This is a genomic window from Angustibacter speluncae, assembly GCF_054777815.1.
Map to the genome: position 1 here is coordinate 36,931 of NZ_BAAHAF010000035.1, position 21,712 is coordinate 58,642.

General features: G+C 73.9%; 18 protein-coding genes. 11 read left to right on the forward strand and 7 right to left on the reverse strand.

Features of this window, described 5'->3' with window-relative positions; genetic code table 11:
* Nucleotide 1: 1 nt before the first annotated feature.
* Nucleotides 2-343: a hypothetical protein gene (locus ACYVKY_RS04170; protein ID WP_460433733.1), complete on the forward strand. Its 342-nt coding sequence runs from the start codon at nt 2-4 to the stop codon at nt 341-343.
* A gap of 52 nt (nt 344-395) precedes the next feature.
* On the forward strand, nt 396-2,756 hold the full coding sequence (gene pcrA / locus ACYVKY_RS04175) for an ATP-dependent DNA helicase (protein WP_460433734.1): 2,361 nt from the start codon (nt 396-398) through the stop codon (nt 2,754-2,756).
* On the opposite strand, the gene ACYVKY_RS04180 is transcribed toward pcrA, so the two are convergent.
* A complete protein-coding gene (locus tag ACYVKY_RS04180) occupies nt 2,753-3,346 on the reverse strand; it encodes a winged helix-turn-helix domain-containing protein (protein WP_460433735.1) in 594 nt (197 codons plus the stop codon). The genes pcrA and ACYVKY_RS04180 overlap by 4 nt on opposite strands.
* Nucleotides 3,347-3,695: 349 nt before the next feature.
* Here ACYVKY_RS04180 and ACYVKY_RS04185 point away from each other — a divergent pair, with 349 nt between their 5' ends.
* The gene (locus ACYVKY_RS04185) at nt 3,696-8,117 is read left to right on the forward strand and encodes a carboxypeptidase regulatory-like domain-containing protein (protein WP_460433736.1); all 4,422 of its coding nucleotides are present in this window, start codon (nt 3,696-3,698) and stop codon (nt 8,115-8,117) included.
* A gap of 108 nt (nt 8,118-8,225) precedes the next feature.
* Here the strand turns inward: ACYVKY_RS04185 and ACYVKY_RS04190 are convergent, their stop codons facing one another.
* Complete coding sequence (locus ACYVKY_RS04190; protein ID WP_460433737.1) at nt 8,226-9,161, reverse strand: esterase/lipase family protein; 936 nt, start codon at nt 9,159-9,161, stop codon at nt 8,226-8,228.
* 175 nt (nt 9,162-9,336) lie between these two features.
* On the opposite strand from ACYVKY_RS04190, the gene ACYVKY_RS04195 reads away from it, so the two are divergent.
* A complete protein-coding gene (locus ACYVKY_RS04195; protein WP_460433738.1) occupies nt 9,337-10,773 on the forward strand; it encodes an OFA family MFS transporter in 1,437 nt (478 codons plus the stop codon).
* Nucleotides 10,770-10,871, forward strand: coding sequence for an MFS transporter small subunit (locus ACYVKY_RS04200; RefSeq protein ID WP_460433739.1), 102 nt, complete (start codon nt 10,770-10,772; stop codon nt 10,869-10,871). The genes ACYVKY_RS04195 and ACYVKY_RS04200 overlap by 4 nt, the downstream gene beginning before the upstream one ends.
* Nucleotides 10,872-10,994: 123 nt before the next feature.
* On the opposite strand, the gene ACYVKY_RS04205 is transcribed toward ACYVKY_RS04200, so the two are convergent.
* The 3 genes from ACYVKY_RS04205 to ACYVKY_RS04215 are packed head-to-tail and all read right to left on the reverse strand — an operon-like array spanning nt 10,995 to nt 14,308.
* Nucleotides 10,995-13,382, reverse strand: a complete 2,388-nt coding sequence (locus ACYVKY_RS04205) for an FdhF/YdeP family oxidoreductase (protein WP_460433740.1) — start codon at nt 13,380-13,382, stop codon at nt 10,995-10,997.
* Between the two features lie 9 nt (nt 13,383-13,391).
* Nucleotides 13,392-13,934 (reverse strand): SRPBCC family protein, encoded by a 543-nt coding sequence (locus ACYVKY_RS04210; protein ID WP_460433741.1) that lies wholly within the window; start codon nt 13,932-13,934, stop codon nt 13,392-13,394.
* Entirely contained in the window at nt 13,931-14,308 is a 378-nt protein-coding gene (locus ACYVKY_RS04215; RefSeq protein ID WP_460433742.1) for an ArsR/SmtB family transcription factor, read from the reverse strand. Before ACYVKY_RS04215 ends, ACYVKY_RS04210 begins: the two co-directional genes overlap by 4 nt.
* Nucleotides 14,309-14,481: 173 nt before the next feature.
* On the opposite strand from ACYVKY_RS04215, the gene sucC reads away from it, so the two are divergent.
* From sucC to ACYVKY_RS04235, 4 genes are read left to right on the forward strand one after another with little or no spacing between them, the layout of a single operon-like run.
* Complete coding sequence (gene sucC, locus ACYVKY_RS04220; RefSeq protein WP_460433743.1) at nt 14,482-15,651, forward strand: succinate--CoA ligase subunit beta; 1,170 nt, start codon at nt 14,482-14,484, stop codon at nt 15,649-15,651.
* Between the two features lie 19 nt (nt 15,652-15,670).
* The gene (sucD, locus tag ACYVKY_RS04225; protein WP_460433744.1) at nt 15,671-16,558 is read left to right on the forward strand and encodes a succinate--CoA ligase subunit alpha; all 888 of its coding nucleotides are present in this window, start codon (nt 15,671-15,673) and stop codon (nt 16,556-16,558) included.
* 11 nt (nt 16,559-16,569) lie between these two features.
* Entirely contained in the window at nt 16,570-17,193 is a 624-nt protein-coding gene (locus ACYVKY_RS04230; RefSeq protein WP_460433745.1) for a GNAT family N-acetyltransferase, read from the forward strand.
* Between the two features lie 60 nt (nt 17,194-17,253).
* Nucleotides 17,254-18,492 (forward strand): cell division protein PerM, encoded by a 1,239-nt coding sequence (locus tag ACYVKY_RS04235; RefSeq protein ID WP_460433746.1) that lies wholly within the window; start codon nt 17,254-17,256, stop codon nt 18,490-18,492.
* Here ACYVKY_RS04235 and ACYVKY_RS04240 read toward each other — a convergent pair.
* Nucleotides 18,452-18,877 carry a hypothetical protein gene (locus ACYVKY_RS04240; RefSeq protein WP_460433747.1) on the reverse strand — a complete coding sequence of 142 codons (426 nt, stop codon included), beginning with the start codon at nt 18,875-18,877 and terminating at the stop codon, nt 18,452-18,454. The two genes, ACYVKY_RS04235 and ACYVKY_RS04240, sit on opposite strands and share 41 nt — an antisense overlap.
* 60 nt (nt 18,878-18,937) lie before the next feature.
* Between ACYVKY_RS04240 and purN the strand changes: the two genes are divergently transcribed.
* Both purN and purH read left to right on the forward strand, forming a co-directional pair.
* Entirely contained in the window at nt 18,938-19,591 is a 654-nt protein-coding gene (gene purN, locus ACYVKY_RS04245) for a phosphoribosylglycinamide formyltransferase (protein WP_460433748.1), read from the forward strand.
* Nucleotides 19,588-21,171, forward strand: coding sequence for a bifunctional phosphoribosylaminoimidazolecarboxamide formyltransferase/inosine monophosphate cyclohydrolase (gene purH / locus ACYVKY_RS04250; RefSeq protein ID WP_460433749.1), 1,584 nt, complete (start codon nt 19,588-19,590; stop codon nt 21,169-21,171). Before purN ends, purH begins: the two co-directional genes overlap by 4 nt.
* Nucleotides 21,172-21,174: 3 nt before the next feature.
* Here purH and ACYVKY_RS04255 read toward each other — a convergent pair.
* Nucleotides 21,175-21,712 (reverse strand): fibronectin type III domain-containing protein (locus ACYVKY_RS04255; RefSeq protein ID WP_460433750.1); only part of this gene is annotated, 538 nt, incomplete at its 5' end.

Below are 21,712 nucleotides of genomic sequence, written 5' to 3' on the forward strand. Positions count from 1 at the left end.
CGTGGAGGCCCTGCACAGCGTCCTGGTCGTCGCCCACCTCGTGGGCATGGCCGCCGTCGTCGGCGGCTACCTCACCTGCCTGCGGGCGCCGCGGTTCCCGTCCGCCCTGGTGTGGGGCGCCCGGGCCCAGATCGTCACGGGCATCCTGCTGGTCGGGCTGCTCGAGTCCGGCGCCCTCGACGACGAGCCGAACCGTCCGAAGGTGGCGGTCAAGCTCGCGGTCGCCATCGTGCTGACCGGCGTCGCCGAGGCGACGAAGCGCCGCGACCCGCTCCCCACCTGGGCGTTCCACCTGGTCGGCGGCCTCGCGCTCGTGAACGTCCTGGTGGCCGTCCTCTGGTGACCCGCGGCCGCGGCCCGGGCTGTCGGCCGCGGCGCCTAGGGTGGACGGCGACATGAGCACCCTGTTCGACGAGCTCGGCCTGCCCGAGCCCACGCCCGCCCGCCCGGCCACCCGGGAGCAGGCCGCCCGCGAGCGCGCGGAGCAGCTGCTCGTCGGGCTCAACCCGTCCCAGCGCGAGGCCGTGCTGCACCGGGGCGGTCCGCTGCTCATCGTCGCGGGCGCGGGGTCGGGCAAGACCCGGGTGCTCACCCACCGCATCGCCTACCTGCTCGCCGCGCGCGACGTGCACCCCGGCCAGGTGCTCGCGATCACCTTCACCAACAAGGCCGCGGGCGAGATGCGCGAGCGGGTCGGCACGCTCGTCGGTCCGCGCGCCAGGATCATGTGGGTCAGCACGTTCCACAGCGCCTGCGTGCGCATCCTGCGCCGCGAGGCGTCCACGATCGGGATGCGGCAGTCGTTCTCGATCTACGACGCCGCCGACAGCCAGCGGATGATGGCGCTGGCCTGCCGCGAGCTCGACCTCGACCCCAAGCGCTACCCGCCGCGGCGGTTCAGCCACCGGGTGTCGGCGCTGAAGAACGAGCTGGTCGACGACGAGGCGTACGCGGCGCAGGCCGAGAGCCCGGACGACAAGATCCTGGCCCAGGCGTACACGATGTACACCCAGCGGCTGCGCCAGGCGCAGGCGCTCGACTTCGACGACCTGATCATGACCACCGTCAACGTGCTCCGGGCGTTCCCGCAGGTCGCCGAGCACTACCGCCGCCGGTTCCGGCACGTGCTGGTCGACGAGTACCAGGACACCAACCACGCGCAGTACGCGCTGATCCGCGAGCTGGTGGGCGGGGCCGACGACCTCGCGCACCCCACCGACCCGTCCGCGCCGGTGCTCGAGCCGGCCGAGCTCACCGTCGTCGGCGACTCCGACCAGTCGATCTACGCCTTCCGCGGCGCCACGATCCGCAACATCCTCGAGTTCGAGGACGACTACCCGGACGCGCGCACGGTGCTGCTGGAGCAGAACTACCGCTCGACGCAGACGATCCTGTCGGCGGCCAACGCGGTGATCGCGAAGAACCCCGACCGCCGGCCCAAGAACCTGTGGTCCGAGGCGGGCGACGGCGAGCAGGTCGTGGGGTACGCGGCCGACAACGAGCACGACGAGGCGGCGTTCGTGGCCGAGGAGGTCGCGACCCTGCACGAGCGCGAGGGCGTGCGGTACGGCGACGTCGCGGTCTTCTACCGCACCAACGCGCAGTCGCGGGCGTTCGAGGAGGTGCTGGTGCGGGCCGGCGTCCCGTACAAGGTGGTGGGCGGCACCCGGTTCTACGAGCGGCGCGAGGTCAAGGACGTCCTGGCCTACCTGCGGGTGCTCGCGAACCCCGACGACACCGTCAACCTGCGGCGCATCCTCAACGTGCCCAAGCGCGGCATCGGCGACCGGGCCGAGGCGATGATCGCCTTCCTCGCCGAGCGCGAGCGCATCGGGTTCAACGCGGCCCTGGTGCGGGCGGGCGAGGCGCCGGGCCTGGTGTCGCGCTCGCTCAACGCCATCAACGGCTTCAACGCCATGGTCGACGAGCTGCGCACGGTGGTCGAGGCCGGCGCCGGGCCGGTCACCGTCCTGGAGGCCGTGCTCGACCGCACGGGCTACCTGGCCGAGCTGCGTGCGAGCGACGACCCGCAGGACGAGAGCCGGATCGAGAACCTGGCCGAGCTCGCGGCGGTCGCGTCCGAGTACGAGCAGGCCAACCCGGAGGGGTCGCTCGCCGACTTCCTGGAGCAGGTCTCGCTGGTCGCCGACGCCGACGAGGTGCCGGACGAGGCGGTCGCCGACGGCGCGGCCGAGCAGGCCCGGGTCGACCAGGGCGTGCTCACCCTGATGACCCTGCACACCGCCAAGGGCCTGGAGTTCGACGTCGTCTTCCTCACCGGGCTCGAGGACGGCGTCTTCCCGCACATGCGCTCGCTCGACGACCCCGTCGAGCTGCAGGAGGAACGGCGCCTGGCGTACGTCGGCATCACCCGCGCCCGCCAGCGGCTGTACCTCACCCGCGCCGCCGTCCGTAGCGCCTGGGGCGCACCGCAGTACGGCCCGCCCAGCCGGTTCCTCGGCGACGTCCCGGAGCACCTGCTCACCTGGCGGCGCGAGCTCACCGCCGGGCCCCGGGTCGGGCTCGGGCAGACCCCGGCCATCGCGCGGCTGGCGCAGCGACCCGGCGTCCGCTCGCCGGGCAACCGCGAGATCCTGCACCTCGAGCCCGGCGACCAGGTCACCCACGACACCTTCGGGCTCGGCACCGTCACCGAGGTCGTCGGCACCGGCGACAAGACGGTCGCCCACGTCGACTTCCGGTCCGAGGGCAGCAAGCGGCTGCTGCTGCGGTACGCGCCGGTCGAGAAGCTCTAGCCGTTGCCGCCGGTCACCACGAGCCGGTAGCCGATGCCGCGCACCGACTCCACGCGCACCTCGTCGGTCGCGGCGGCCAGCCGACGGCGCAGCCGCTTCACCGCGGAGGCGACGGAGTCGTCGTCGCCGAGGTAGTCGCGCGACCACACCCGCTCGGTGAGCTCGCCGAACCCGTGCACGCGGCCGGGCTGCCCCGCCAGCACCACCAGCAGGTCGAACTCGCGGGCCGACACGGGCACCGGCTGGTCGCGGCAGGTGACCTGGCGGGCGTCCGGGTCGATCTCGACGTCGCCGACGCGGTGCACCTGCCGCCGGGTCGGCGGGACCGGGGCGGGCGGTGCCGCCTCGCCGCGCCCGAGCAGCCGGACGGCGTGGGCGGCGTCGGGGGCGAGCACCACCGAGGTGTCGCGACCCAGCAGCCGCAGCACCGCGACGGCCTGCTCGGGGTCGAGCCCCACGCAGACCACGACGCCCGCGTCCTCCGCCGGCGGCGGCTGCCGCTGGTCCGACACCTGGTCGGGCCGTGCGAGCGGGCGCAGGTCGAGCAGCGTCGCGCCGCCCGCCGGCCCGGTCGACGACCTCGTGGGCACGCTCGGCCCGACGACCGCCACCCCTTCGCGCACTGGTCCTCCCCGTGACCGTGATCGCGTCCTCGGGCCGGGACCGTCCGTGCACCCCGCCGCCCGAGCGTGCGCAGATCATGGCACCGGCGCGCCCGTTTCGTCACCCCTTCTCACGACATCGGGTGCACCGACCGTGAGGGTCGGTGACGCGCGGTGACCGGACGGGCGGTCGTGCTCGGTGACCGCGGCGTGCCCGGCTGCTGCCCGCAGACTGCCCGGCTCCGGACCCGGTCCGGACCTGGGGCCCCGGCGCCGGGAGCGGGAGGGTGCCGGGCACGCGGCCGGAGATCCCGCCGCGTCGTCCCCGGGAGGTCCCGTGCCCTCTGCCCCACCCGCGCGCGCCAGGTTGCGCGCGCTGGCGACGACAGCCGTCGCCGCGCTCACCCTCGCCCTGGCGCCCACCGCGTCGCTGGCGACCACGACGACGGGGGCCGCACCGGCCGCCGTCGACCCCGCGCTCGCGGCCGCGACGGCCGACGGCGCCCGCGCCGACGCCTGGCTCGTCTTCGACGAGACCGCCGACCTCGCCGGCGCCTCCCGGATCGAGGACTGGACCGCACGCGGTCAGGCGGTGGTCGACGCGCTCAAGGCCACGGCCGCCGCCAGCCAGGCCGAGGCACTCGCCGACCTGGACGCCGAGGGCGTGGCGCACCGCGCGTTCTGGGTCTCCAACCGCGTCCTGGTCGAGGACGTCGACAGCTCCCTGACCGCGCGGCTCGCCGCGCTGCCGAACGTCAGCCGCGTCACGGCGACCACCGAGCTGGCGATCGAGGAGCCGTCGGCCGGCACCCAGGAGGCGGTCGTCGACGCCGTCGAGTGGGGCATCGCCGCGATCAACGCCGACGACGTCTGGTCGACCTACGGCAGCCGCGGCGAGGGGCTGGTCGTCGCGAACATCGACTCCGGCGTGCAGTTCGACCACCCCGCCCTGGTCGAGCAGTACCGCGGCAACGACGGCGACGGCACCTTCACCCACGACTACAACTGGTTCGACCCGGGCGCCTACTGCAGCGACGACGGCTCCGTGCCGTGCGACAACAACGGCCACGGCACGCACACCATGGGCACGATGGTCGGCGAGGACGGCGCGAACCAGATCGGCGTCGCCCCCGCGGCCACCTGGATCGCCGCGAAGGGCTGCGGCACCAGCAGCTGCTCGGACGCCGACCTGCTCGCGAGCGGCGAGTGGACGATCGAGCCGACCGACACCGCCGGCGAGAACCCCGACGTCTCGAAGCGCCCGCACATCGTGAACAACTCGTGGGGCGGCGCGAACGGCCCGGCCATCGACCCCTGGTACGACGACATCGTCCAGGCGTGGACCGCGGCCGGCCAGTTCGGCGTGTTCTCCAACGGCAACAGCGGCCCCGGCTGCGACACGGCCGGGTCGCCGGCCGACGGTCCGTACTCCTACGGGGTCGGCAACTTCCAGTCCAACGGCGCGATCGCCCCGGGGTCGAGCCGCGGCCCGGGTGCGGACGGTGACGTCCGCCCCGCCATCTCGGCGCCCGGCACGAACGTGCGGTCCTCGGTCCCGGGTGACGACTACGACAGCTACACCGGCACCTCGATGGCCGCGCCGCACGTGGCCGGCTCGGTCGCGCTGCTGTGGTCGCTGGCGCCGGCGCTGCTCGGCGACATCGACTCCACCCGCTCGCTGCTCGACAGCACCGCGATCGACGTCTCCGACCTCACCTGCGGCGGCACCGCGGGCGACAACAACGTCTGGGGCGAGGGCAAGCTCGACGTCCTCGCGGCCGCGCAGCAGGCACCGGTGGGCGACACCGGCACGCTCGCGGGCGACGTCACGGACGCCGCGTCCGGCGAGCCCGTCGCGGGTGCCTCGGTCGAGGTGACCGGTCCGGTCGACCGCGCCCTCACCACCGACGCCGAGGGCTCGTTCTCGGCGCTGCTGCCGGTCGGCACCTACGACGTCGAGGTGCAGGCCTTCGGCTACGCCGCGGCCTCGACCACGGCCGAGGTCACCGTCGACGCGACCACCGAGGTCGCGATCGCGCTCGACGCTGCGCCGCGGCACGCGGTCACCGGGTCGGTGGTCGACGCCCGTGGAGCGCCCGTCGAGGGCGCGCAGGTGACGCTGGAGCCGAGCCTGCTCGAGCCCGCCGTCACCGACGCGGAGGGCGCCTTCACCTTCCCGGAGGTGCCCGAGGGCGAGTACACCGTCGCGGTCGACCCGGCCGGGGCGTGCTCCGGCGGTGACAGCGAGGTCGTCGTCGTGGACGGCGACGAGACGGTGCAGCTCGAGCTCACCGACGTCGTCGACGCCTACGGCTACTACTGCTACACGCGCGACAGCGTCTACACCGAGGTGACGAACCCGCTCGCCCTCACCGGCGACGAGTCGTCGGCGAGCGTGGCGCTGCCGTTCCCGGTCGTGTTCTACGGCCAGGAGTACTCCACCGCGTACGTCTCGACGAACGGCCACGTGAACTTCCTGGCCCCGGCGACCGCCTACAGCAACGTGGCGCTCCCGGCACCCGGCGTACCCAACGCCGCGGTGTACGCGTTCTGGGACGACCTGCTCGTCGACGCCCAGTCGGGCGTCTACACCGGCACCGCGACGCTCGACGGCCGGCAGGCCTTCGTCGTCGAGTGGCGCGACGTGAAGTTCTTCGGGACGGGCACCGAGCGGTTCGACGCGGAGGCGATGGTCTTCGCCGACGGGTCGGTCGTGACGGCCTACCGCAACGTCGACGAGAGCGTCCCGCGCGAGGCGGGCAACTCGGCGACCGTGGGCATCGAGAACGCGTCCGGCACGGTGGCGACGGTGTTCTCGCACAACACCGCGGCCGTGTCCGACGAGCTCTCGGTCGTCTTCGCCCTGCCGCCGAGCGGGGTCGTCACGGGCACCGTGACCGACGCCAACGACGACCTGCCCGTGTCCGGCGCCTCGGTGACCCTCACCGACGCCGAGGGGCAGGTGGTGCGGCAGGGTTCGACCGACGCCGACGGCGACTACACCGTCCAGGCGCCGGTGGGCACCTACACGCTCACGGTGACGAAGACGAACTACGTCACCCAGGAGCGCGAGGTCGTGCTCGAGCAGGACGACCGGGTGACCGAGGACTTCTCGCTGGCCACGGCCCGCGGGTCGGTCGACCCGACGTCGCTGGAGTGGCTGCTGCCGCAGGGGGCGCAGCGCACCGCCGACCTCACCCTCACCAACGACGGCTCGGCGCCGATGACGTTCGAGGTCGCCGAGACCGGCGGCGGTGCGGTCGACGGGGCGCCGGCACGGCTGAGCTCCTTCCAGCAGGCGGCCGTCGACGAGCACGCGGTGTCGCGGAAGGTGGCGCTCACCGAGCGCCAGCGCTCCGAGGCGGTCGTGCAGGCGCCTGGCGACGTGCTCACCTCGTGGGAGGCCGAGGGCCTCACCACGGCGTGGGGCGTCGGCGTCGGCGAGAGCGGTTCGGTCTGGGTCTCGGACGTCGAGTCCGCACCCACCAAGGACGTCGAGTTCGAGGCGGACGGGACCGCGACCGGCCGCTCGCACGAGACGCCCTGGGCCGGCACGTGGCCCGGCGACATGTCGCGCGACACCCAGCGGGGCGTCGTGTGCCAGGTGGCCGTCGGCGGCGACAACGGGATCCACTGCTGGGACGAGGACTCCGGCGAGGTCTCGTACTCCCTCACCGGCACCGAGTGGTCCTCGGTGTCCCAGCGCGGTCTCGCGTACGTCCCGGAGGACGACACGTTCTACGTGGGCGGCTGGAACAGCGAGGAGATCTTCCACGTGGCCGGCGAGTCGCACCCGACGCCGGGTGCGGTCCTCGACAGCTGCGTCCCCGACGAGACCGGCATCGCCGGCCTCGGCTGGAACTCGGTGGCCGGTGCGCTCTGGATGGCGTCCAGCAGCGCGACGAACACCGTGTACCGCCTCGACCCCGCCACGTGCGACACGGTGAGCAGCTTCACCGTGCCGGGCGAGGACGAGTTCGCCCTCGGCGGGCTCGAGGTCGACGCGGCCGGCAACCTGTGGACGGCGTCCCTGCTGACGAACACCGTCTACAGCATCGACAGCGGCGTGCCGTCGTACACCGACGTCCCGTGGCTGTCGGTCGAGCCGACCGAGGGCGAGGTCGCGGCGGGTGCCTCGACCACGCTCGAGGTCACCGTCGACACCACCGGGGTCGAGGCCGGCGTGTACCGCGCCAACGTGGTGATCGCGACGAACAGCGGTCGCCAGCCGGCGATCACGGTGCCGGTCGAGGTCGTGGTGTCGGGCTACTGGACGGCGGTCAACGCCGGCGGTGGCGCGTACACCGACTCCGAGGGCTACCCCTGGGTGCCCGACCAGCAGTACGCAGCCGGCTCGTTCGGCTGGGTCGGCACGTCGGCCGCGGTGTCGACGCCCCGGGCGACCACCCCGATCAACGGGACGGTCGACGACCCGCTCTACCGCGACCAGCGGGAGGGCATGGACGCCTACCGCTTCGACGCGCTGCCGGCGGGCACGTACGAGGTCACGATGGAGTTCGCGGAGCTGAAGAACCGCGCCGTGCCGGACTGGCGGATGTTCGACGTGTCCGTGAACGGCGAGTGGGCGCTGGTGCGCCACGACGTGGCCGACGAGGTCGGGCTGCTGACGGCCGACACCCACACGTACGTCATCGAGGTGCCCGAGGGCGGCTCGGTCGACGTGCAGTTCTGGGACCGTCGCTCGTACAAGGCGCCGATCGTGAACGCCATCTCGGTGGTGCAGCGGCCGGACATGTGACCGGTTGCGGCTGACGGGATCTCGGCCCCTCAGCCGCGCCGGCGGACTCGCGGCGGTCGACCACCCGGTCGACCGCCGCGGGTGCGTCCGGGTCGGAGAAGGAAGGTGTCAGTGCAGGGGGGTGACGCCGTGCTCGGCGACCGAGCCGTCGCTGTCGAGACGGCACAGCACGGAGGAGATCTCGTGCACGAGCCGGCTGGAGACCGGTAGCGACATGTGCCCGGCACCGCGGACGAGGTGGTTGCGCACCTGCAGGTCGGGGTGGGTGAGGCGACCGTTGCGCTGCGGCACGACCATCTGGTCGAGGTCGGACCAGTAGGCGATGAAGCGGGTGCGGCAGCGGTCGGTCGGCTCGTCGAGCTCGCGGACCAGGTCGCTGCCCGGCCGCAGCTGGCGGGTGAGCTCGGTGCTCACCAGACGCGCGACGTGGGTGCCGTTGTGCGGGGTGGCCATCGTGACGAGGGTGTGCACCCGCGCGTCACCGCCGAGCCGCTGCACGTAGTAGCGCGCGATCAGCCCGCCGAGGCTGTGGCCGATGACGTGCACGCGCTCGTACCCGGTGCGGGCGCAGATCTGCTCGACCTCGTCGGCCAGGTCGCGCGCGGCCGCGCGCACGTCGTTGGTGACGGGGGAGTAGTTGCGGGTGAGGACGCGACCGAAGCCCTTGCGCCGCAGGCCGCGTCGGAGCAGGGAGAAGATGGAGCGGTTGTCGACCATGCCGTGCAGCAGCAGGATCGGCGTGCCGGCGGCCTCGACGTCGCCGACGAGCAGACCGCGCTGGGCCGGCCCGAGGCCGTCGAGGCTGTACCCCTCCGGGTCGCGGTGGTGGTCGCGCAGCAGCCCGAGCGGGTAGACGGCGAGGTGCGCGGCGTTCCAGGCGGCCTCGACGGCCACGCCGGCGACACCGCGCGGGCTGAGCAGGGCGCGGGCGGCGGCTCCCGCGGCCGTCCCGGCGCGGGAGAACCCGGAGGCCGGGGCGCGCGTCGGCGCGCCCGGGCGCGGCCCGGGGACGTGGTCCGCGTCGGACCCGATCGGCAGCGACATCGTCGGCCCTCCCTGTACGCAACGTAGCAAGGCGCCGTCGCCGCGGCCCGGCGGCGGGCCCGGGTGGCCGCGACGGCGACCGCTCGTCGTGCGGGAGCGACCGTTCGTCGTCCCGGTGAGCACGCGGGACGGGTTCCGGCGCGCGGGATCGTCCGACCGGGGTGATGCTCTGCCCATGGCGACGACGCTGCCCGGCTTCCTCGCGCGCGACCGCACGGTCGCCGCACCCGGCTTCAACCGCTGGCTGATCCCTCCCGCGGCGCTCGCCGTGCACCTGTGCATCGGCCAGGCGTACGCGACCAGCGTCTACAAGACCGCGCTGGTGCAGCACTTCGACGTGGGTCTCACCGAGATCGGCGTGATCTTCTCGATCGCGATCGTGATGCTCGGGCTCTCGGCCGCCGTGATGGGCACCTGGGTCGACCGCAACGGCCCGCGCGCCGCGATGTTCACCTCGGCGTGCTTCTGGGCCACCGGCTTCCTGGTGGGGGCCCTCGGCATCTGGACGAGCCAGCTGTGGCTGCTCTACCTGGGGTACGGCGTGATCGGCGGCATCGGGCTGGGCATCGGCTACATCTCGCCGGTCTCGACGCTGATCAAGTGGTTCCCCGACCGCCCTGGCCTCGCCACCGGCATGGCGATCATGGGCTTCGGCGGCGGCGCGCTCATCGCGAGCCCGGTGTCGACCGCGCTGCTGCAGCGCTACGACACCGGCTTCGACCCGTCCGACCCCGCGTCGGTCGCCTCGGGCGAGGCGGTCGCGATGTTGTTCGTGACCCTCGGCGTGGTCTACCTGGCGTACATGCTGTTCGGCGCGTTCACCGTGCGCGTGCCCGCGGAGGACTGGCGCCCCGAGGGGTTCGACCCGTCGTCGATCCGCGAGAAGAAGCTCGTCACGACCGCGAACGTCACCGCGCGCAACGCCGTCCGGACGCCGCAGTTCTGGCTGCTGTGGGTGGTGCTGTTCTGCAACGTCACCGCCGGCATCGGCATCCTCGAGCAGGCGTCCCCGATGATCCAGGACTTCTTCCGCGAGGGCAGCACGTCCACTGTGTCCGCCGCCGTCGCAGGCGGTTTCGTCGGCATCCTGTCGATGGCGAACATGGCCGGGCGCTTCGTCTGGTCGTCGACCTCGGACGTGATCGGGCGCAAGCCGATCTACATGGTGTACCTCGGCGTGGGCGTCGTGGCGTACCTCGCGCTCGCCCTCGCCGGCTCGACCGCGACGGCGCTGTTCGTGCTGCTCGCCGTGGTGATCCTGTCGTTCTACGGCGGCGGGTTCGCGACCATCCCGGCGTACCTGCGCGACCTGTTCGGCACCCTGCAGGTCGGCGCGATCCACGGCCGGCTGCTGACCGCCTGGTCGGCGGCCGGCGTCGCCGGACCGCTCATCGTCAACGCCTTCCTGGACGCGCAGGGCACCCCCGGCGAGCTGACCGCCGCTGCGTACCGTCCCGCGCTGCTGACGATGGTCGTGCTGCTCGCGATCGGCTTCGTGGCGAACCTGCTGGTGCGCCCGGTGGCCGAGCGGTTCCACGAGGCGAAGGAGCAGGACCTGGTGGTCGACGTCGCCGGCCACGAGAAGTCGCTGCGGAAGGAGGTGGGACGGTGACCGCGCGCATCGCGATCGCCTGGGCGCTGGTCGGCATCCCGCTGGCGTACGGCGTCTACCAGACGCTGGTGAAGGCCTCGTCCCTGTTCGGCGGCTGAGTCCCGCTCCCGCACCGTCGCCGCCGCCACGACGACTCCGCGCACCGGGCGGTCACGTCGCAGACGCCCTGAGGCGTGCGAGGTGACCGCCAGGTGTGCGAGGTGGGACGACCGACGGCCGACTCAGCTCTGGTGGTGGGGGATCGGTGAGGGGCGGCGCTCCTGCCCCTGCGGGGCGTGCATGCCGTCGACCTTGGTCTCGCTCTCGCGGGCGGGGACGTGGTCCTCGAGCCGGATGACGACCCACTTCGAGGTGGGCGTGTTGCTGGCCTCGGCGGTGGAGTCGAGCGGGACCAGCGGGTTCGTCTCGGGGTAGTAGGCCGCCACGCACCCCTTCGGGGTGTCGTACTCCACCAGCCGGAACGCCTTGGCGCAGCGATCGACGCCGTCGTCCCACTCGCTGACCAGGTCGACGAGCTCGCCGTCGGTGCGGCCGAGCTCGCGCAGGTCGTCGGCGCCGATGAACAGCACGCGACGACCCTGGTGGATGCCGCGGTAGCGGTCGTCGAGGCCGTAGATCGTGGTGTTGAACTGGTCGTGGCTGCGGATCGACTGCAGCACCAGGCGGCCCTGGGGCACCTGCACGACCTGCAGCGGGCTCACCGTGAAGATGCCCTTGCCGGCCTTGGTCGGGAACTCGCGGGAGTCGCGCGGCGGGTGGGGGAGGATGAAACCGCCCGGCCGCTTGATCCGCTCGACGTAGTCCTCGCAGCCGGGCACGACACGCGAGATGTGGTGGCGTACCTCGTCGTAGTCGGTCGGGAAGACGTCCCACCGGATGCCGTACCGGTCGCCGAGCGTCGCCCGGGCGATGCCGCTCACGATGTCGACCTCGGACCGCGGGTGCCTCGAGACCGGCTCGACCCGGCCGCGCGAGGCGTGCACGTTGCACATCGAGTCCTCGACGGTGACCTGCTGCTCGCGACCGCCGGTGCGGTCGATCTCGGTGCGCCCGAGGGTCGGCAGGATCAGCGCCTCCTCGCCGGTGACGCCGTGCGAGCGGTTGAGCTTGGTCGAGACCTGCACGGTCAGCGCGGTCCTGCGCAGGGCGTGCTCGACGGCCTCGGTGTCGGACATGGCCTGGACGAAGTTGCCGCCGAGGCCCATGAAGACCTTGACCTCGCCGTCGCGCATCGCGCGGACGACGTCGACGCTGTCGTGGCCGTGCTCGCGCGGCGGGTCGAAGCCGAACTCGGCGCCGAGGGCGTCGAGGAACGAGTCCGGCGACTTCTCCCAGATGCCCATCGTCCGGTCGCCCTGCACGTTCGAGTGCCCGCGGACGGGGAACAGCCCGGCGCCGGGCTTGCCGACGTTGCCCTGCAGGAAGGCGACGTTGACGAACTCCTTGATCGTGTTCACGGCGTTGTGGTGCTGGGTGATGCCCATCGCCCAGCACGTCACGGTGCGCTTCGAGGCGGCCATCATCGCGGCCGCCTCGCCGATCTCGTCCATGGTGAGACCGGTGGCGGCCAGGACGTCGTCCCAGTCGACCGAGCGCACGTGCTGCTCCCACTCGGCGAAACCGACGGTGTGCCGCTCGATGAAGTCGCGGTCGACCACCGTGCCGGGAGCGGCATCGTCGGCCTCGAGCAGCAGCCGGCCCAGGCCCTGCCAGAGCGCGAGGTCGCCGCCGCTGCGGATCTGCAGGTAGAGGTCGGCGAGCTCGAAGGTCCGCCCGGCCATGCCCAGCGGCTCCTGCGGGTTCATGAACCCCTGCAGCCCCGCTTCCTTCAGCGGGTTGACCGCGATGATCCTCGCGCCGTCGCGCTTGGCGATCTGCAGCGCCGACAGCATCCGCGGGTGGTTCGTGCCCGGGTTCTGGCCGGCGATCACGATGAGCTCGGCCTCGTGCACGTCCTGCAGCGACACCGACGACTTGCCGATGCCGATGGTCTCGGCGAGCGCGACCGAGGTCGACTCGTGGCACATGTTCGAGCAGTCCGGCAGGTTGTTCGTGCCGTAGGCGCGGGCGAACAGCTGGTACAGGAAGGCGACCTCGTTGGAGGCGCGGCCCGAGGTGTAGAACGCCGCCTCGTCGGGGGAGTCGAGCCGGTGCAGGTGGTCGGCCACGAGCGCGAAGGCGTCGTCCCACGAGATCGGTTCGTAGTGGCGCGATCCCGCGCGCTTCACCACGGGGTGCGCCAGGCGTCCCTGCTGCTCGAGCCAGTACCCCGAGGCGGACGCGAGGTCGTCGACCGAGTACCGGGCGAAGAACGCCGGCCCGACGACCTCGCGCTGCCCCTCGTGCGCGACCGCCTTGGCGCCGTTCTCGCAGAACTCGGCGGTGTGCCGGTGCCCCGGCTCGGGGTCGGGCCAGGCGCAGCTCATGCAGTCGAAGCCGTCGGTCTGGTTCAGGGCGAGCAGCGCCTTGGCCGCGCGCACCGGACCCATCTGCGTCGTGGCCCGCTCGAGCGAGATGGCGACGGCCCGCGGGCCGGCCGCCGACTCCTTGCGCCCCGTGACCGTCAGGTCGGAGTCGTCGACGTCGTCCACCAGGGGTCGAGGAGCCATGCCGCCACGCTAACCCCGTGCGGCGGTTCCGGCTCCCGGGGCACCGAACAGCGACCGGTAGTGCGGCGCCAGCGCTCGGTACGGCTCGCCGAACACCACGGCGGCGACGTCCTCGTCGGACCCGTGCACGGCGGCGTCGAGCCGGTCGAGCTGGTACTCCCACCCGGGACCGACGTCGGCCGCGTCGGTGGTGGCGTCGACGACCTGGGCGAGCTCGAGCGCGGTGCCGGCGCCGGACGCCCGCAGGCGCAGGTCGAGCGTCCAGTTCTCCTCCGGCGCGTCGTTGACCGACCGCACCCGCAGGCGGTGCGGCGGTTCGCACACCTCGACGACGTAGGGCTCGAAGGGCATCCCGTCGAACGTCATCGCCACCTCGAGGCGCCCCGTCGACGGGTCGCCGCGCCAGGTGCCGAACCACCGCGCCAGGCGCGCCGGGTCGGTCACCGCCGCCCACACGTCCTCGACGGGGGCCCTGAATGTGCGGTCGAGCACCAGGTGCGGCGTCCCGTCGCGCGGCTCGCGGCGTCCGGACGGGGTGCGGGTGGCGGTCATGCCGTCTCCTCCTGCTGCTGGTGGTGGTCGGCGCCCGCGCCGTCGCGGACCGTGCGACGCACCTCGAGGTCGAGGGCGTCGAGGTGCTCGGGTCGCACCGGCGGCCGCGCGCCGACGGCGCCGACGAAGGCCCGGACGGGGTCGAGCCCGGCGTCGACGAGCTCGTAGTGGCGCTCGCGGCCGGACGTCGTGGCGCGCACGAGACCGGCCTCGCCGAGCACCCGCAGGTGCCTGCTCACCGCCGGACGCGACACCGGGTTGCCGCGGTCGGCCAGCACCCGGGTCAGGTCGACCACCCTCGACGGACCCGTCCGCGCCAGGTGCGCGAGCAGGTCGCGCCGGCCGGCGTCGGCGAGGGCGGCGAAGGCGTCCACACGAACAGGTAACCACGCGGTTACCGATCTGTCGAGGCGTGAGCGGCCTCACCCGCTGCCGCGCGGCACCCTCGTCGGGGCACCGCTAGGCTCGCCCCGGCTCCCCTCCCGCCGCGCCCGCGAGGCGCCGGCTGCGGGGCCGCCCACCCGCTCGACGACGAAGGACGGACCCCGTGGACCTGTACGAGTACCAGGCGCGAGACGTGTTCGAGAAGCACGGGGTGCCCGTGCTGCGCGGGGTCGTGGCGACCACGCCCGAGGAGGCGCGCGCCGCGGCCGAGGAGCTCGGCGGCGGCACCGTGGTCGTCAAGGCGCAGGTGAAGACCGGCGGCCGCGGCAAGGCCGGCGGCGTGAAGCTCGCCCACAGCCCGGACGAGGCGGCCGAGAAGGCCGGCGAGATCCTCGGCATGGACATCAAGGGCCACACCGTGCACCGCGTGATGATCGCCGAGGGCGCGAAGATCGCGGAGGAGTACTACTTCTCCCTCCTGCTCGACCGCGCCAACCGGTCCTACCTCGCGATGTGCTCGGTCGAGGGCGGCATGGACATCGAGCAGCTCGCCGAGGAGCGTCCCGAGGCGCTGGCCAAGGTCGAGGTCGACCCCGCCACCGGCATCGACGCCGCCAAGGCCGACGAGATCGTCACCGCCGCCGGGTTCGCCGAGGACCTGCGCGGCCCGGTCGCCGAGGTCCTGCAGAAGCTGTGGGTCGTCTACCGCGACGAGGACGCCACCCTGGTCGAGGTCAACCCGCTCGTGCGCACCGAGGACGGCTCGGTCGTCGCGCTCGACGGCAAGGTCTCGCTCGACGCCAACGCCGACTTCCGTCAGCCCGACCACGCCGCCCTCGAGGACAAGGCCGCCACCGACCCGCTCGAGGCGCAGGCCAAGGAGAAGGGCCTCAACTACGTCAAGCTCGACGGCTCGGTCGGCATCATCGGCAACGGCGCCGGCCTGGTCATGAGCACCCTCGACGTCGTCGCCTACGCGGGCGAGGAGTTCGGCGGCGTGAAGCCGGCGAACTTCCTCGACATCGGCGGCGGCGCGTCGGCGCAGGTGATGGCCGACGGCCTGCACGTCATCCTCGGCGACGAGCAGGTCAAGGCGGTATTCGTCAACGTCTTCGGCGGCATCACCGCGTGCGACGCGGTGGCGAACGGCATCGTGCAGGCGCTGCAGCTGCTGGGCGACGAGGCCACCAAGCCGCTCGTGGTGCGGCTCGACGGCAACAACGTCGACGAGGGACGGGCGATCCTCGCGGAGGCGAACCACCCCCTCGTGACGATCGAGGAGACCATGGACGGCGCGGCCCGCAAGGCCGCCGAGCTGGCTTCGGCCAACTGAGACAGGGAGTTCCGACGACATGGCGATCTTCCTCACCAAGGACAGCAAGGTCATCGTCCAGGGCATGACCGGCTCGGAGGGCATGAAGCACTCCCAGCGCATGCTCGCCTCCGGCACGAACATCGTGGGCGGCGTGAACCCCCGCAAGGCCGGCGAGACCGTCGAGTTCGACGGCGGTGTCAGCGTCCCGGTCTTCGGCACCGTCGCCGAGGCGATGGCCGAGACGGGCGCCGACGTGTCGGTGGTCTTCGTCCCCGCCGCCTTCACCAAGGCCGCCGCCGTCGAGGCGATCGACGCCGGCATCCCGCTCGCGGTGATCATCACCGAGGGCGTCGCGGTCAAGGACACCGCCGAGCTGTGGGCGCACGCCAAGGCGAAGGGCACCACCCGGGTCATCGGCCCCAACTGCCCCGGCCTGATCAGCCCCGGGCAGTCGAACGCGGGCATCATCCCGGCGAGCATCACCGGCCCGGGCAAGGTCGGCCTGGTGTCGAAGTCGGGCACGCTGACCTACCAGATGATGTTCGAGCTGCGGGACTTCGGCTTCTCGTCCGCCGTCGGCATCGGCGGCGACCCGATCATCGGCACCACCCACATCGACTGCCTCGAGGCGTTCGAGAACGACCCCGACACCGCGGCGATCGTGATGATCGGCGAGATCGGCGGCGACGCCGAGGAGCGGGCCGCGGCCTACATCTCCGAGCACGTCACCAAGCCGGTCGTCGGCTACGTCGCCGGCTTCACCGCCCCCGAGGGCAAGACGATGGGCCACGCCGGCGCGATCGTGTCCGGCTCGTCCGGCACCGCCCAGGCGAAGAAGGAGGCCCTCGAGGCCGCGGGCGTCAAGGTCGGCAAGACGCCGAGCGAGACCGCGCAGCTGATGCGGGAGATCATGCAGTCCCTCTGACGGGGAGCGCCGTGACCGACCAGCACCAGGAGCCGGACCGGCTCGCGGGCCTCACCTGGCCGCGCGAGACGGCCCGGCTCCTGCTGCGTCGGGCCACCCCGGACGACGTCCCGGCGATGTGGGCGTACCGGCGGCTGCCGGAGGTGAGCGAGTGGCTCACGTCCGCACCGGCCGACCTCGACGCGTTCACCGCGCACCAGACCCCCGACCGGCTCGCCGTCACCGTGGTGGCGGCGCTGCGCGACGTGCCCGACGAGGTGGTCGGCGACCTGATGGTGCGGGTGGAGGACGCCTGGTCGCAGGCGGAGGTGCGCGACCGCGCCGCCGGCACCCAGGTCGAGCTCGGCTGGGCGTTCCACCCGGCCGCGGGCGGGCGGGGCTACGCCACCGAGGCCGTGTCCGACCTGCTGCGGATGTGCTTCTGGGACATGGGCCTGCGGCGCGCGGAGGCGCACTGCTTCGCGGCGAACCGGCCGTCCTGGCGGCTCATGGAGCGGCTCGGCATGCGCCGCGAGACGCACGCGGTCAAGGAGTCGCTGCACCGCAGCGGCGAGTGGATGGACGGCCTGACCTACGCGCTGCTCGCGGACGAGTGGCGCACCCGCGACCTGGACCTCGACGACACCGCCGGCTGACCCGCCCCTCCCCGGCGTGGGAGCACCGGGCTCGGCGTCCGCCGGGTGACGATGGACGCGATGAGCCTGCTGACCCGCGAGCCGCGCACCCCCGCGCGCGAGCGCACCCCCCGACCGCCCGAGCGCGCCGCGCTCGGGTCGCCGGTGTTCGTCGGGGTGCTCGCCGGGGGCCAGGCCGTGCTGGCCGGGCTCGTCTTCGCGCTCGTCCCCGTGATGCTGGTCTGGCTGACCTCCGCGCGGGTCGGCGCCCACTGGACCGAGGCCGCGCGGGTCGGCGCCGACGCCTTCGCCCTCGCCCACGGCGCCGCGGTGGCGCTGCCCTCGGGCGAGCTCTCGCTCGTGCCCCTGGGGCTCACCGCCCTCGCCCTCACCCTGTGCTGGGTCGGCGGGCGCCGCGTGCACGAGGCGCTGCGGGCGCTGCGCGACCCCGTCCCGCGCCGTTCGCTCGGTCTCGCGCTGGCGGGCTTCGTCCTGGGGTACGCCGTGCCCGCCGCGGCCGGCGCGCTCGCGGCCGGGACGGGCGTCGCCCGCCCCCTGACGCCGCAGGCCGCGGTCGGCGCCGTCGCCGTGTCCCTCGTCGGCGCGGCGCTGCCGATGCTGTCCGCCTGGCTCGGCCGCTGGACGCACCGCGACCGGGTGCTCGGCGTCGCCCGCGCCGCCGCGTGGCTGCTCGGCGCCCTCGCCGCTGCGGCGACCCTGCTCACCCTGGTCGCGCTGTGGGCCGGCCGCGAGCGGGTGCTCGCCGTGCACGAGGCCCTGCACCCGGGTCCCGCGGGCCACGTCGGCCTGGTGCTGCTGCAGCTCGTCCTGCTGCCCGTCCTGGCGGTGTGGGGGCTCTCCTACCTGGCCGGGCCCGGGTTCACGGTCGGTGCCGGCACGCTCGTGCAGCCGGCGGGGACGGTGCTCGGGCCGCTGCCCGCGCTCCCGGTGCTCGGCGGCCTGCCCGACCCCGGCACCAGCGCCCCGACCGCGCTCGCCCTCGGCGGTGTCCTGGTGGTCGTCGCCTGCGGCGCCGTGGGTGGCGTGCTGCTCGCCCGCCGCGACCCCGAGGCGGGCTGGCGCGCGCTCGTCGTCGACGCCGCCGGCCTGGTGCTGGGCGTCGCCGTCGTGGTGCTGCTCGTCGCGTCAGCGGCGTCCGGCGCCGCGGGCCCGGGACGGCTGGCGCAGGTCGGCCCGCAGCCCCTGCTGCTCACCGGCGTGGTCGTGCTCGAGGTCGCCGTCGGCGTGCTCGTCGGGGTGGTGCTCGCGGGACGGCGGGTCAGCGCGTGGGTGTCAGCAGCTCGAGCACGCTCCGCCTGAACTCCGCCTCGCACTCGGCCTGCCCGCTCTCGGTGAGCGAGGTGCGCAGGCACGTCTGCGCCTCGCTGAACAGCGGGTAGAAGAGCAGCTGCCCGAGCACGCCGAGCACCATCAGGCCGGACAGGACCAGGCCGCCCGACACCAGCGCCAGGCCGAGCGGACGACGGCTGCCGCCGCGCACCAGGCGGACGAGGGTGACCACCGCGGCCACCCCCGCCGCCAGGTAGAAGACCCCCGAGGCCAACGACCACGGCAGCGGCAGCAGCGAGGCCATCACGCCGCCGAGCAGGCACCAGGCCAGCACCCGGCCGGAGGAGCGGGCGTCCGGCCGGGCTCCGGGCACCGAGGAGTCTCGTGCGGGCTCGCGCTGCGCGAGGTCGGGCACGACGGCCTCCGTCCTGGGTCGGTCCAGCGGCTGGGCGGGGCACCGCTATCGTCGGCACCCGTGACGGCCGAGTCTCGCACCCGGGTGCCCCCGCTGGCGTCCGCGGGGCGCCCGGCGCGGATCGTGGTCCTCGTCTCCGGCGCCGGTACGAACCTGCAGGCCCTGCTCGACGCCTGCGACGACCCCGCCTACGGCGCCCGCGTCGTCGCCGTCGGCTCCGACCGGCTGGGGGTCGAGGGCCTCGCCCGCGCCACCCGCGCCGGCGTCCCGACCTTCGCCCGGCGGCTGAAGGAGCACCCCGAGCGCGCCGCCTGGGACCGCGCGCTCACCGCCGCGGTCGAGGCGCACGAGCCCGACCTGGTGGTGCTCGCCGGCTTCATGAAGCTCACCGGCCCGGCGTTCCTCGCCCGGTTCGGCGGCCGGGTGCTGAACACCCACCCCGCGCTGTCGCCGTCGTTCCCCGGCACGTCCGGCCCGGCCGACGCCCTCGCCTACGGCGTGAAGCTCACCGGCTGCACCCTGTTCCTCGTCGACGAGGGCGTCGACACCGGCGCCGTCGTGGCGCAGCGCGCCGTGGAGGTGCTCGACGACGACGACGTCGAGTCGCTGCACGAGCGCATCAAGACCGTCGAGCGGGCGATGCTCGTCGACACCGTGGGCCGCATGGTCCGCTCCGGCTGGACCGTCACCGACAGAAGGGTCACCGTCCCGTGACTGCCTCCCCGACCACCGGCTCCGAGCACCGCCCGCTGCGCCGGGCGCTGATCTCGGTCTACGACAAGACCGGGCTGGCCGAGCTCGCCACCGGCCTGCACGCCGCGGGCGTCGCACTCGTCTCCACCGGCTCGACGGCGTCGCGCATCGCCGACGCGGGCGTCCCGGCCACCCGGGTCGAGGACCTCACGGGCTTCCCCGAGTGCCTGGACGGGCGGGTGAAGACGCTGCACCCGCGGGTGCACGCCGGCATCCTGGCCGACCGCCGCAACCCCGACCACGAGCAGCAGCTGCGCGACCTCGGGGTCGAGCCGTTCGACCTCGTCGTCGTCAACCTCTACCCGTTCGCCGACACCGTGGCCTCCGGCGCCGGGCCGGAGGAGGTCATCGAGCAGATCGACATCGGCGGCCCGTCGATGGTGCGCGCGGCGGCCAAGAACCACGCCAGCGTCGCCGTCGTGGTCGACCCCGGTGCCTACGGCGAGGTCGTCGAGGCGGCGGGCGCCGGTGGCTTCGACCTCACCGCCCGGCGCCGGTTCGCCGCGCGGGCGTTCGCGCACACCGCTGCCTACGACGCCGGCGTCGCCACCTGGTGCGCGCTGCACCTCGACGAGGTGGGCGAGCACGGGTGGCCGGCGTACACCGGCCTCGCGCTCGAGCGGGCCGCGGTCCTGCGGTACGGCGAGAACCCGCACCAGGCCGGCGCGCTCTACGTCGAGCAGGGTGCGACGCCCGGTATCGCGCAGGGCACGGTGCTGCACGGCAAGGAGATGTCCTACAACAACTACGTCGACGCCGACGCCGCCCTGCGCGCGGCGCACGACTTCGACCGGCCGGCCGTCGCGATCATCAAGCACGCCAACCCGTGCGGGCTGGCGGTCGGCGACGACGTCGCGCAGGCGCACGCCCGCGCCCACGCGTGCGACCCGGTGTCGGCGTTCGGCGGCGTGATCGCCGCCAACCGGCCGGTGACGCTCGCGATGGCGCAGCAGGTGGCCGAGGTGTTCACCGAGGTCGTCGTCGCCCCGTCGTTCGACGACGACGCCTTCGCGCTGCTGTCGCAGAGGAAGAACATCCGGCTGCTCGAGCTCCCGGACGGCTACCGCCGCGACCCCGCCGAGCTCCGGCAGGTGTCCGGCGGCGTGCTCGTGCAGGTCTCCGACCGCATCGACGCCGACGGCGACCCGGCCGCGACCTGGACGCTGGCCGCCGGCGACGCTGCCGACGAGCAGACCCTCGCCGACCTCGAGTTCGCTTGGCGCGCAGTGCGTTCCGTCCGCTCGAACGCGATCCTGCTCGCACGCGACGGTGCCACCGTCGGCGTCGGGATGGGCCAGGTCAACCGCGTCGACTCCTGCCGCCTGGCGGTGTCGCGGGCGGGCGAGGAGCGCGCCCGCGGCTCGGTCGCGGCGTCCGACGCGTTCTTCCCGTTCGCGGACGGGCTGCAGGTGCTGCTCGACGCCGGGGTCCGCGCCGTGGTGCAGCCCGGCGGGTCGGTGCGCGACGAGGAGGTCGTCGGGGCGGCGCGCGCCGCCGGGGTCACGCTGTACCTCACGGGCACGCGGCACTTCGCGCACTGACCGCTACAGCGGCGTCGCGCAGACCGGCTCGCCCTCGTACGGGTAGGTCTCGTACGACCCGTCGTCGAGCCTGACCAGCCCGGTGACGCGGAAGCAGTACTGCCGGCCGGGCTCGACGTCGACCAGCGTGACGCGGTCCTCGCCGGGGTCGAGCTGGAGGCTGTCGCCCGCCTGCGGCTGCACGTCGAGGAACGGGGTGACCGACGCGTCGGGCATCGTCCAGCTCACCTCGAGCCGGCCCTCGGCGGCGCGGACGGTGAGGTCGCGCGGCGCCGACTCCGCGGCGTCGGTCGCCCGGCTCGCCGTCGCCGTGGTCGTGGGGTCCGGCCCGGGGGTGGGCTCGTCGCGTCCGGACAGCCCCCACACCACGCCGGCCACCGTCCCGACCACCGCCACCGTGGCCAGCACCAGCAGCGCGGGCAGCGTGCGTCCGCGGCGGGGTCGCGGCCGGGCGGGTGCCGGTGCGCCCGCCTGCGCCAGCGCCTCCTCGAGCGCGGCGAGGTCGTCGCGGCGGTGGGTCAGGTCGGCCCGCCCGGCGGGC